This is a genomic window from Aquitalea sp. ASV15 (assembly GCF_016429115.1).
GTDB classification, from domain to species: Bacteria; Pseudomonadota; Gammaproteobacteria; order Burkholderiales; family Chromobacteriaceae; genus Aquitalea; species Aquitalea magnusonii.
In genome coordinates this window covers 114018-126082 of sequence record NZ_JAELTZ010000007.1, presented here as the reverse complement: position 1 = coordinate 126082, position 12065 = coordinate 114018, and the positions used below count along the sequence as shown (strand labels likewise).

10 protein-coding genes and 1 tRNA gene are annotated in these 12065 nt (G+C 60.4%); 7 read left to right on the top strand and 4 right to left on the bottom strand.

The genetic code is table 11. The annotated features are described in order from the left end of the window. Positions 1 to 30 precede the first annotated feature (30 nt). The gene (apbC, locus tag JHD64_RS05065; RefSeq protein ID WP_199052468.1) at positions 31 to 1185 is read right to left on the bottom strand and encodes an iron-sulfur cluster carrier protein ApbC; all 1155 of its coding nucleotides are present in this window, start codon (positions 1183 to 1185) and stop codon (positions 31 to 33) included. A gap of 306 nt (positions 1186 to 1491) precedes the next feature. On the opposite strand from apbC, the gene JHD64_RS05060 reads away from it, so the two are divergent. The 6 genes from JHD64_RS05060 to JHD64_RS05035 all read left to right on the top strand — a co-directional run bounded on the left by JHD64_RS05060 (position 1492) and on the right by JHD64_RS05035 (position 7775). Next, a complete protein-coding gene (locus JHD64_RS05060; RefSeq protein ID WP_110313550.1) occupies positions 1492 to 2751 on the top strand; it encodes an MFS transporter in 1260 nt (419 codons plus the stop codon). A gap of 144 nt (positions 2752 to 2895) precedes the next feature. Then, positions 2896 to 4956, top strand: a complete 2061-nt coding sequence (gene metG, locus JHD64_RS05055) for a methionine--tRNA ligase (RefSeq protein WP_199052467.1) — start codon at positions 2896 to 2898, stop codon at positions 4954 to 4956. Between the two features lie 231 nt (positions 4957 to 5187). Next, the gene (locus JHD64_RS05050) at positions 5188 to 5373 is read left to right on the top strand and encodes a hypothetical protein (protein ID WP_059286504.1); all 186 of its coding nucleotides are present in this window, start codon (positions 5188 to 5190) and stop codon (positions 5371 to 5373) included. 160 nt (positions 5374 to 5533) lie between these two features. Beyond that, complete coding sequence (locus JHD64_RS05045; protein WP_199052466.1) at positions 5534 to 6154, top strand: VC0807 family protein; 621 nt, start codon at positions 5534 to 5536, stop codon at positions 6152 to 6154. A gap of 396 nt (positions 6155 to 6550) precedes the next feature. Further along, positions 6551 to 6627: transfer RNA gene (locus tag JHD64_RS05040), tRNA-Met, on the top strand. A 152-nt stretch (positions 6628 to 6779) separates the two neighbouring features. After that, positions 6780 to 7775 carry a 2-hydroxyacid dehydrogenase gene (locus JHD64_RS05035; protein WP_110313547.1) on the top strand — a complete coding sequence of 332 codons (996 nt, stop codon included), beginning with the start codon at positions 6780 to 6782 and terminating at the stop codon, positions 7773 to 7775. A 24-nt stretch (positions 7776 to 7799) separates the two neighbouring features. On the opposite strand, the gene yaaA is transcribed toward JHD64_RS05035, so the two are convergent. Both yaaA and JHD64_RS05025 read right to left on the bottom strand, forming a co-directional pair. After that, complete coding sequence (gene yaaA / locus JHD64_RS05030; protein WP_199052465.1) at positions 7800 to 8573, bottom strand: peroxide stress protein YaaA; 774 nt, start codon at positions 8571 to 8573, stop codon at positions 7800 to 7802. A 51-nt stretch (positions 8574 to 8624) separates the two neighbouring features. Then, positions 8625 to 9464, bottom strand: coding sequence for a PhzF family phenazine biosynthesis protein (locus JHD64_RS05025; RefSeq protein WP_199052464.1), 840 nt, complete (start codon positions 9462 to 9464; stop codon positions 8625 to 8627). Between the two features lie 51 nt (positions 9465 to 9515). Here JHD64_RS05025 and dtd point away from each other — a divergent pair, with 51 nt between their 5' ends. Beyond that, on the top strand, positions 9516 to 9968 hold the full coding sequence (gene dtd, locus JHD64_RS05020) for a D-aminoacyl-tRNA deacylase (protein ID WP_059286949.1): 453 nt from the start codon (positions 9516 to 9518) through the stop codon (positions 9966 to 9968). A gap of 72 nt (positions 9969 to 10040) precedes the next feature. Here the strand turns inward: dtd and JHD64_RS05015 are convergent, their stop codons facing one another. After that, positions 10041 to 11933: a LysM peptidoglycan-binding domain-containing protein gene (locus tag JHD64_RS05015; RefSeq protein WP_233170337.1), complete on the bottom strand. Its 1893-nt coding sequence runs from the start codon at positions 11931 to 11933 to the stop codon at positions 10041 to 10043. Between the last annotated feature and the right edge of the window lie 132 nt (positions 11934 to 12065).

Genomic DNA, 12065 nt, shown 5'->3' with positions numbered 1-12065 from the left:
GAGTCGAACATCGCAATCATGCTGTGCGGCTTAGTTGTTCTGGATGACGATCTTGGGGAATTTGCCGGAGAAGTCCTGGGCTTTTTCACCCACCTTGACCGCCAGCTTGCGCGCAATGTCCTTGTACAGGGTGGCGATAGCGCCATCCGGGTCGGCGGCCACGGTTGGCTTGCCTTCATCGACGGCCAGGCGGATGCCCATGTCCAGCGGCAGCGAGCCCAGCACGTCCACGCCAAAGTCGGCCGCCATGCGTGCCGCACCGCCTTCACCGAAGATGTGCTCGGCATGACCGCAGTTGCTGCAGATGTGGATGGCCATGTTTTCCACCATGCCCAGAATCGGCACGCCTACTTTCTGGAACATGGTGACACCCTTGCGCGCATCCAGCAGGGCAATATCTTGCGGCGTGGTGACGATCAGCGCCCCGGTAACCGGCACTTTTTGCGACAGCGTCAGCTGGATGTCGCCGGTGCCGGGCGGCATGTCGATCACCAGGTAGTCCAGATTGTCCCAGTGGGTGTCGTTCAGCAGTTGTTGCAGTGCCTGGCTGACCATGGGACCGCGCCATACCATAGCCTGGTCGGCATCCACCAGATAGCCGATGGACATGGTCTGGATGCCGTAATTGACGATCGGTTGCAAGCTTTTGCCATCCGGCGTTTCCGGGCGCTGGCCTTGCAGGCCCAGCATCAGCGGTTGCGAGGGGCCGTAGATGTCGGCATCCAGAATCCCCACGCGTGCGCCTTCGGCTTGCAGCGCCAGGGCCAGGTTGACGGCAGTGGTGGATTTGCCCACGCCGCCCTTGCCGGAAGCCACGGCGATGACATTCTTGACGCCAGGCAGCAGCGGCACGCCGCGCTGGGCGGCATGGCTGGTGATCTGGCTGCGCACGGTAATCTGCAGTGCCCGGCCTGCGGCAATGGGCTGCAGCGCGGTGTCGAACTGGCTGCGCACACTGTCGAACTGGCTGGCCGCCGGGTAGGCGAGTACCACTTCCAGCGCCAGCTGGTCGGCGCTGATCTGGATGTTCTTGACGGCTTTGGCTGCGCTGTAGGTTTTGCCGGTATTGGCATCGATCAGGCCGGCAACGGCCTCCAGCACTTGGGCATCGGTCAGGGTCATGGTGTCGGCTGCGCTATCTGCGTCCGGCTTGGCACCGAACAGCTTGGTCAGTTTGGAGAGCATGGGAGCAATGGGGATGGGTGGAATACCCGACAATTTTACTATGTTTTAGCACGGGTGCGTGGCTCCCGTTGCGCCAGCAGGCATGTTACTCCCGCCTTGGCCGGGTGGCTATGGTCATCGCATGCTTGCCGGGCAGCGCCTGCTGCTGATTGCTTCATCTCGAAAGATTTTGCCGTAAGCGCTTGATAAGCGTAGAATCAGCCCCTTTTTTTTCACGCCACGGCGCGTATTCCGCTTGCCGTTTGGCACCGGCTCGGCCCTGTCAGGCCATGGCTTTGCTCTTTGTCATCAAGAAAGGTTGTTGCATTGCAGTCCAAACATGTTTCTCTCAGTCCGGCCAATCTGCTGTTTCCCCTCGCGCTGGTCTTGTTCGAATTTGCCGTTTATATCGCCAACGACATGGTGCAGCCCGCCATGCTGCAGGTGACCCGTGAATTCATGGTGAATACCTCGTGGGTTGCCACCTCGATGACCGCCTTTCTGATTGGCGGAGCCGTGCTGCCCTGGCTGACCGGCCCCTTGTCCGACCGTATCGGCCGCCGTCCGGTGCTGTTGTTTGGCGTGGCCTATTTCATGCTGGCCTGCCTGGCCAGCTATCTGGTGCATTCCATCGAAAGTTTCATTGCCCTGCGTGTGTTGCAAGGCATGGGGCTGTGCTTTATCAATGCGGTGGGCTATGCCGCCGTACAAGAGGCGTTTGAAGAAACCGCAGCGGTCAAGGTCACCGCGCTGATGGCCAATGTGGCGCTGATCGCACCGCTGGTCGGCCCGCTGGCCGGTGCCGCGCTAGTGGAAATCGCCCCGTGGCGCAGCTGCTTCCTGGTGATTGCCGCCATGTCCTTTATCGCGCTGCTGGGCCTGATCTGGAAAATGCCGGAAACCGTCACGCCCAGTCATGACAAGCTGCCGCTGTCGCAAATGGGCCGTGATTACCTGCGCCTGTTCCGCCAGCGCCGCTTCCTGCTGTCGGCCCTGTGCATTCCCCTGCTGGCCCTGCCCTTGATGGGCTGGATTGCCTTGTCGCCGGTGCTGCTGGTACAGGATCTGGGCATGAGCACCCTGCAATACGGCCTGATGCAGCTGCCGGTGTTCGGTGGCCTGATCGCTGGCAATTTCGCGCTGGTATTGCTGGCCGACCGCTGGCCGCTGGGCCGTTCGGTGTTTGTCGGCATGGGGCCTATCATCAGCGGCCTGCTGCTGATGCTGGGCGGCGTGCTGTTTGCCCGCGAGCCGGTATGGCTGATGGTGGCCGGCATGAGCCTGATGAGCTTTGGCGAAGGCTTGAGCTTTGGCGTGCTCTACCGCTTTGCCCTGATGTCCTCGCCCGTGGCCAAGGGCACGGTATCGGCGTCCATGAGCATGCTGTCGATGGCCGGCTACGCACTGGGCATCGAAATCTTCCGTCTGGCCTACCTGCTGGGGGGCATGGCCGGCTTTGCCGCCTGCTCGGTCTTCACTGCTGTGCTGTTTGTGGTGCTGGCACGCAGCACCGTGCCGCAGGCCATGGCCGAGCGCGCGGCACCGGCTGATTATCTGCCACCCGAGCTGCAAACCCAGAACAGCTGATTTTCCGCCAAGTACCCGCCAATCAACCCGGCTGGCCCGCCTTTGCTGCGGCCTGCCGGGTTTTTGCCGATCTGCGCCGTGACCGGCAGCGGCATCCGGCTCTATAATCGTCCGCTTGAGATCGCTTACCTTCAGGAACACCCAATGAGCAAACGCAAGATTCTGGTGACCAGCGCACTGCCTTACGCCAACGCGGGGCTGCATCTGGGCCATATGCTGGAACAGATCCAGACCGACGTCTGGGTACGCTTCCAGAAAATGCGCGGCCACGAGTGCTATTACGTGTGCGCCGACGACACTCACGGCGCGCCCATCATGCTGGCCGCCGAAAAGCAGGGCATCACTCCCACCCAGCTGGTGGATGCCGTGCGCGAACTGCATCTGGCCGATTCGCAGGGTTTCCTGATCGGTCACGACAACTACTACAGTACCAACAGCCCGGAAAACAAAGCCTTTGCCGAGCAGGTGTACAAGGCGCTGCGCGCCGACGGCAAGATTTCCAGCCGCACCATCGAGCAGCTGTTCGACCCGGAAAAGCAGATGTTCCTGCCGGACCGCTTCGTCAAGGGCGAATGCCCCAAGTGCGGGGCCAAGGACCAGTACGGCGACAACTGTGAAGTATGCGGTGCCACCTATAACCCGACCGAGCTGAAGAACCCCTACTCGGCGGTGTCCGGTGCCAAGCCGGTGCTGAAAACTTCCGAACACTATTTCTTCCGCCTGGGCGAGTGCGCTGATTTCCTCAAGGGCTGGACCAGCGGCAGCACCACCCGTGCCGATGGCGTGAGCCAGCCGCACCTGCAGCCGGAATCGCTCAACAAGATGAACGAGTGGATCGAAGGCGGCCTGCAGGATTGGGACATCAGCCGCGATGCCCCGTATTTCGGTTTTGAAATTCCCGATGCGCCGGGCAAGTACTTCTATGTGTGGCTGGATGCACCGATTGGCTATATGGCCAGCTTCAAGAATCTGTGCGACAGCAAGGGCATCGATTTTGATGCCTGGTTCAAGCCGGGTACTGATGCCGAGATGTACCACTTCATCGGCAAGGACATCCTGTATTTCCACGCCCTATTCTGGCCGGCCATGCTGAACTACTCCGGCCTGCGCGCGCCCACTGGCGTGTTTGCCCACGGCTTCCTCACCGTGGACGGGCAGAAGATGTCCAAGTCGCGCGGCACCTTCATCCAGGCCAAGAGCTATCTGGACTGCGGCCTGAACCCGGAATGGATGCGCTACTACATGGCGGCCAAGCTCAATGGCCGCATCGAAGACATCGACCTCAACCTCAATGACTTCGTGGCACGGGTGAATTCCGACCTGGTGGGCAAGTACGTCAACATCGCCAGCCGCTCTGCCGGTTTCATCAGCAAGCGCTTTGGCGGCAAGCTGGCCGACAGCGTGGCGGATACCGCCATCCTGCACCAGCTGCAGGCTGCTGCGCCGGAACTGGCTGCCGCGTTTGAAGCCCGCGAATACGCCAAGGCCCTGCGCGATGTGATGGCGCTGGCCGATGAGGTGAATGCCTATGTCGACGCCAACAAGCCGTGGGAGCTGGCCAAGCAGGAGGGGCAGGATGCGCGCCTGCAGGAAGTCTGCACCGTGCTGATCAACGCCTTCCGCCTGCTCACCATCTACCTGAAGCCGGTACTGCCCAAGCTGGCCGAAGGCGTGGAAGCCTTCCTCGGCGTGGCGCCGCTGAGCTGGGCCGATGCCGACAGCCTGCTGCTGGGCAACACCATCAATACCTATCAGCACCTGATGCAGCGCATCGACCCGGCGCTGATCGACAAACTGATCGAAGCAAACAAACAGAATATGCAAGCTACTGCCAATACCCCGGCGGCTGCCGCTTACGAGCCGCTGGCCGACACCATCAAGATCGACGACTTTGCCAAGGTGGACCTGCGCATCGGCAAGGTGCTGGCCTGCAACTTTGTTGAAGGTTCGGACAAGCTGCTGCAGTTCACCGTCGACCTGGGCTTTGAACAGCGCAACATCTTCTCCGGCATCCGTGCTGCCTATCAGGAGCCGGAAAAGCTGGTGGGCCGCAATGTGGTGGTGGTGGCCAATCTGGCCGAGCGCAAGATGCGCTTTGGCGTGTCGCAAGGCATGATCGTCTGCGCCTCCGGTGCCGAAGAGGGCTCCGGTCTGTTCCTGCTGGACGTGGATCAGGGTGCGGCGCCGGGCATGCGTATCGGTTAAACACCAAGCCTGAAGCAAGCCCAAGGCCCTGCCGATCCCGTATCGGCAGGGCTTTGTTTTTGTAGCACTATTGCCGGAAATTCGTCACGAATGTGTCATTTGTCACTGTTACAGTGCCTCATCAACGCGATGCGGAACTTTATTGTTGGCTAATTTGTCAATAACGTGTTAAACCTTTAGATCAAACTAAAAATTTTGTCGCAATGATAAAAAAAACAAGGAAATACCTAAATGAAAATCTCTCAATTGCAACCGGGTTATACCGTTCTTGAGCATAAAGACAGTGGCGATATCGTCCACTACACCGTCGTCAGCATTCGCCAGGTTGGCAAGATGTTCGAAGTCACTTTCCAATCCGTGCTGGGTCTTGCCAGCGCCTTTTATCCGGCCAACGGTTTCATCCACGCCGCCGCATAATTGCAGTAGCTGCTGACCGCAACAGCGGGTCAGTACACAGACAACACAACCCCGCCGCCGGCGGGGTTTTGCTTTGCCGGCCTTGCACATTGCGGCCACTGGCTGGAGGTCTGCCCGACTTTTGTCCTATCATCGCTGTTTTCCCCCGCGCATATGGCTTATGTCCCGCTTGTTCAAACTGCTGCCGGAGCTGCTGTTCAACTTTCTGCTGCCCTGGCTGGCTTATCGCTGGGCACTGCCGCAGTGGGGAGAAACCACGGCGCTGATGGTGTCCTCGCTTCCCCCCATTGCGTGGAGCGCAGTCGAATTGCTGCGTTTTCGCCGGATTGATGCCCTCAGCCTGCTGGTGCTAGGGGGGATTGCCTTGTCACTGCTGGTGATGCTGCTGGGAGGAAGCCCGCGCATCTTGCTGATGCGGGAGTCCTTGTTGTCGGGACTGGTTGGCGTGGTTTTCCTGTTGTCGCTGCTGCTCGGGCGGCCGCTGGTTTATCATCTGGCGCTGGCCACGGTTGCACGCGAGTCGGTCGATGGGCAGGTGCGTTTTATCCAGCGCTGGCAAGAGCCAGCATTTCGCCGGGGCATTCGACAGATGACCTTGCTGTGGGGAGCCGGACTGACACTGGAAACACTCATCCGCTGCCTGATGATCTGGCAGTTGCCGGTGGAGACCTTTTTATTGCTTTCGCCCTTTGTCAGCTACGGCATCATGGGCTTGCTGCTGGGACTGACCTGGTTGGGAAGGCGGCAGTTGCGCCATTCCAGGCCGGCCTGGCTGTCTTGAAGACAAAAAAAGGGGCCGCCAATTGGCGGCCCAAAATTTCCGTGATGAACACTTAGGAGAATACGCGCTGCACTCCGCCGGAGCTGAAGCAGAACGATTCAAACTGCACTGGCTACCTGTCTGCAGCAACTTCGTCCCTGGGGGAGGCGACGGCAAGTGCCGCAAGAGACCAGTCACTCATGGGGCAGAAGTGACGGGTGGTAACACAATGGCTACTTTAGGCCAGCCGTATTGAGGAGATGTGTCAGGCAAGCGGCGAAATGTTAATTAGTTTTACAAATGATTTCGGTGGCATATTAAATTTATTTTAAGAAAGTGTTGACGCTGCCCATCATGGCAGGTAATATGCACTCCTCTTCTGAACAAACAGCGCAGAAGACAGCGACAGGACACTGACGCGGGATGGAGCAGTCTGGTAGCTCGTCGGGCTCATAACCCGAAGGTCGTAGGTTCGAATCCTGCTCCCGCAACCAATTCCCTGCAGCTTGCTGCACGGTAGTAAAAACCCCGATCAAGCCTTGCTTGACGGGGTTTTTGCATATGGGTTCCCTGTATTTCATCGCCCGCGGCCTGCCTTCGGCGCGCGTTATACTGGAAGCTCTTCCACTTTCTGGCGACCCCCACCATGCGCATCGCTGTTTTCGATACCAAAAACTACGACCGTCAAAGCCTGGATCTTGCCAACCAGCAGTTTGGCCATCACTTGAGCTATTTTGAACCCCGGCTCAATCGGGACACGCTGGAGCTGGTGCATGACGTTGAGGCGGTCTGTCCCTTTGTCAATGACCGGCTGGATGGCGAGGTCATTGCCCGTCTGGCGCAACGTGGCGTGCGCCTGATCACCTTGCGTTGTGCCGGCTTCAACGGGGTGGACCTGGCGGCGTGTCAGCAGCACGGCATCGTGGTGACCCGGGTGCCGGCCTATTCGCCGCACGCGGTGGCCGAGCATGCCTTTGCCCTGTTATTGGCGGTGGTGCGGCGCATCCACAAATCCTATGTGCGGGTGCGTGAAATGGATTTCTCACTGGATGGGCTGGTGGGTTTCGACCTGTATCGCAAGACCATGGGGGTGGTGGGAACCGGTCGCATCGGTCAGGCCACGATAGCCATTGCCAAGGGCTTTGGCATGCGGGTGCTGGCTTTCGATGTCTATCCCCAGGCAGGGCTGGACCAGCAGCTGGGCTTTGAATATGTGTCGATGGCGCAATTGCTGCAGCAGTGCGATGTGGTCAGCCTGCATTTGCCGCTGACAGCGCAAACCCAGCACATGATCAATGCCGATGCGCTGGCCGGCATGAAAAGCGGTGCGGTACTGATCAATACCAGTCGTGGGGCGCTGGTGGACACCACGGCCCTGATTGCGGCGCTGAAGGATGGCCGGCTGGCCGGGGTGGGGCTGGATGTGTATGAGATGGAGGAGGGGGTGTTTTTCGAAAACCACTCGGAAGTCGGCCTGCAGGATGACCAGCTGGCGCGCCTGCTGACCTTTCCCAATGTGCTGGTCACGGCGCACCAGGGTTTTCTCACCCGCGAGGCGCTGGACAATATCGCTGAAACCACGCTGGCCAACGCCACGGCTTTCGAGCAGGGGCTGGCGCTGGCCAACAAGGTGGGAAGCTGACGATCCAGGCCGGCCAGCCCGGGTTCAGGCCAGCTGGCGGCGGAATACCCAGCGCTGGCTGTCTGACTCGGTCGTCTCGAACCGGTAGCCCGCCAGATTGAAGTCCTGCAGTGCTTCCGGCGTGTCTACCGCATGCAGGGCGGCCCAGCGCGCCATCAGGCCGCGCGCCTGTTTGGCGTAGAAGCTGATGATCTTGTACTGGCCGTTCTTGAAATCCTGGAATACCGGGGTAATCAGCCGGCCGCGCAACTGGGCCGGTTTGACCGATTTGAAATACTCGTCGGAGGCGAGGTTGACCAGTGTCGGGTTTTCTGCTGCCTCCAGCAGCTGATTCAGGGCGGCGGTAATACGCTCTCCCCAGAAGGCATACAGATTGGCTCCACGCGGATTGGCCAGCTTCGTGCCCATTTCCAGCCGGTAGGCTTGCATCAGGTCCAGCGGGCGCAGCAGGCCATACAGCCCGGACAGGATGCGCAGATGCTGTTGCAGATAGTCGAGCTGTGCTTCGTTCAGACTGGCGGCATCCAGCCCCTCGTAAACATCTCCCATGAAGGCCAGCACGGCTTGCTTGGCATTGTCCGGGGTGAAGTCGGGGGTCCAGTCGTGATAGCGGCCCACATTCAGGGTGGCCAGCGTGTCGCTGATATTCATCAGGCGGGCAATATCTGCCGGGCTTTTTTCGCGCAATACCGTGATCAGTTGCTGACTGTCGGCCAGAAAATCAGGCCGAGTGTAGCGCGTGGTATGGGAGGGCGTGGTGTAGTCCAGCGTTTTGGCCGGCGAGAGTACCATCAACATGAGGCGGATCCTTGCTGCGGAGTAGGGGGGAATTGTAGCGGAGACAGCGGCTTAGTGCGCCGGCTCCATGAGTCTGGCGCGGCCGGATATGCGAATCGAGCTGCCTTGTTCTGGCGGAATGGCCGCATGCAGGCAAGAGCGCTGGCCCATGTCCTCGCCTTGTATCACCTCGATATGGCCACCATGCTCCCAGCCGATATCGCGCAGATAACCGGCCAGGGCGGCGGTGGCGGCGCCGGTGGCCGGGTCTTCATACACGCCACCGGCGGCAAAGGCGTTGCGGCTGTGAAAGCATTGCCGGTTTTCTGCCCATAGCAGCAGGATGGTGGTGAGGCCGGCACGGCGCATCAAGTCACGTCCTGCTCCCAGTGAATAGCGCATGGCGGACAGGGTGGCACGCTCCTGCACCGCCAGCAGCAGGTGGTCGGCACCGGCATGAATCAGGGCTGGAGGCAGCTCGGGGGAAAGCTGGGCGGGGCTCAGTCCGAACAAGGCGAGCACCTCTTGCAGCAAGGCGGCTGCTACCGGTGCACTGCGGGTCGGTGGTGATTGCAGGGCGGCGCTGAGCCGGCCGGCCTGATACTGGCCACTGACGCTGATGCTGGCCTGATTCAGCTGCAGGGGAAAGTCGCCATCGCCGTAGTGCATGGCCAGCGCTGCCCCCAGCGCAATGGTGGCATGTCCGCAAAACGGTACTTCTGCTTCCGGGGAAAAATAGCGCACCCGCCAGCCCTGGCCTTGCGGCATGGCAAAGACGGTTTCCGAGAAGCCCAGCTCGGCGGCAATGGCTTGCATTTCACGGTCAGCGGGCAGGGTGGGCTGGATGACTACGCCGGCCGGGTTGCCCCCGCGCTCGCCATCGGAAAAGGCGGCAATCTTCAGAATATTCATCACGCGCTCCCAGCGGGTAGAATGGCAGGTCAGACTTCAGGAGATGTGGGCATGCGGGTCGTAGTTCAACGGGTGAGTGCAGCAAGCGTGACGGTTGCCGGCGAGGTATGCGGGCAGATTGGCCCCGGCCTGCTGCTGCTGGTGGGGGTGGAAGAGGTGGATGGCCAGCAGGATATCGACTGGCTGGTACGCAAGATCAGCCAGCTGCGCATTTTCAATGATGATGCCGGGGTGATGAATCTTTCCCTGCTGGAGCAGGGCGGCGAGGTGCTGGCGGTCAGCCAGTTCACCCTGTTTGCTTCCACGCGCAAGGGCAATCGGCCTTCCTATAGCCGGGCGGCGCGTGGTGATATTTCCAGACCACTGTTCGAACAGTTTGTTGACAGCCTCAGCCGGGTACTCGGCCGCGCCGTGCCTACCGGGGTTTTTGGGGCGGATATGCAGGTTGCGCTGGTCAATGACGGGCCGGTGACCATTTTGCTGGACAGCCGCGACCCCGAGTAAGTGCCGGCCTGACCGCTGGCAGACAAGAAAAAACCCGCGACAGCGGGTTTTTCATTGGCAGGCTCAGGGGAGTTACAGGCCCTGGGTCTCGATGCGTACGCGCTGGCCTGGTTGCAGGCGGGTCAGCTGGTTGGCGTCGTTCCAGCGCTGGATGTCGGCGTGATTGACACCGAAGCGGCGGGCGATGCTGTAGACGGTATCGCCACGCTGCACCACGTATTCGGCCGGTACCGCTCCGCTCGCCGGGGCGATGCTGCTGCTGACCTTGACCAGGGCCTCATCCTGCGCACTGGGCGCCGGCACTGCCTCTGCCAGCATGGTATTGGCAGCCAGAGGATTGCCCTTGACCTTGATGACCTGCCCCAGCTTGACGGTGTTATCCGTCAGGTTGTTAAAGGCTTTCAGGTCGGCCACGCTGACATTGTAGCGACGGGCGATATTGAACAGGGTATCGCCACTGGCAACAGTATGCTGGCTGGCAGCCGGGTTGACGCTGGCCAGGCGGGCTTCCAGCGGCTTGGGTGGCGGCGTGTTGCCGGAGGGCAGGCTGGGTGCTTCCGCCTTGGCCAGCAATACCGGTTTGGCCGCTGCGGCCGGTGCGGCGCTCAGCGCCGGTTTGACCACCGGTGTGCTGTCGGCAATGATCGTCGGTTGCGTTGGGGCAACCGTGCTGGCAACCGTCGGCGCGGCCGCGCTGGCTGCTGCGACGGCTAGCGGCTTGCTGCTGACTGGCTGCGCTTTGGCGATGCTGGCGGGCGCAGCACTAGCCAGCACCGGCGTCTCTGCACTGCTGGCAAGCACCGGCGAGCTTGTCACCGTGGTTGTGCTGGCGATCAGGCTGCTGCCATCCCCCAGGTTGCCATCACCGGCATCCAGCGGGCTGGCGCCGTCACTCTTGCCACGCAAGGCAACCAGTACCGGGCGACCGGCCGCCAGATTGCGCGAGCCTACCTTGTTGACGTTTTGCAGCTCGGCGGTGCTCATGCCATAGCGCTCGGCCACGCTGGTGATGTTTTCATCCGTGCTCGGGGTGTATACCTGCCAGCTGAGCAAGGGTTTGTTCCAGTGCGACAGGTTGTAATCGAACTTGTCGGCCTTGGACAGCGGGATCAGCATCTGCCGGCCCGGCTTGTGGGCGTATACCGGCAGATTGAAGGCAGGATTCAGTTCCTTGAATTCGGCAACGGAAATGCCGGCCATCTTGGCCGCTACCTCGATGTCCATGTGACGACCGGTGGACACTGCGACGAAATAGGGCTTGTTGGGGAATTTATCCAGCTTGACGCCGAATTTTTCCGGCTGGCTGAGAATGTTGCGCACGGCAATCAGCTTGGGAGCGTAATTGCGTGTCTCATTCGGCATCTTGATGTTTTCGTAGGTCGGCTCAAGACCGGCGGCCTGGGCACGGGTAATGGCGCGCGCCAGATTGCCCTCGCCCCAGTTGTAGGCGGCCAGTGCCAGATTCCAGTCGCCAAACTGCGCGTACAGATTCTGCAGATAATCCAGCGCGGCGCGGGTAGCTTCCATCACATCGCGGCGACCATCGTACCACCAGGTCTGTTCCAGGCCGTAATGACGGCCGGTAGCCGGCATGAACTGCCACAGCCCGGCTGCACCTACCGGTGAATTGGCGGTGGGGACAAAGGCGCTTTCCACGATGGGCAGGAAGGCGATTTCGGTCGGCATGCCACGGCGTTCCACTTCATTCATGATGTGAAACAGGTATTTGTGGCTGCGGTCCAGCATGCGTTTGAAGTATTCGGGCTTGCTGCTGTAGAGGCGTTCCTGCTTGCGGACGATGTCGGCGTTGACTTCGGTCAGCTGGAAACCTTCGCGCGCGCGTTCCCAGACATTGTCGCCATTACGCAGCAGACTGGAGTTCAGCAGCATCATGTCCAGGCCGGCGGCCTGGGCTTCGTCGACGCCGACTGACTGGCGGAAGGCCCCTGAATCGGCATGTGCCAAGGATGAAACGGAAAATGCAAATGACAACGAAAGTGCCAATGGTGTAATTCTTTTCATTTGGCCAGCCCGGAATTCTGATCTCGGCCGATGCTAAACACCCCCCAAGGGTGTGTCAATCGAAAAAGACAAATC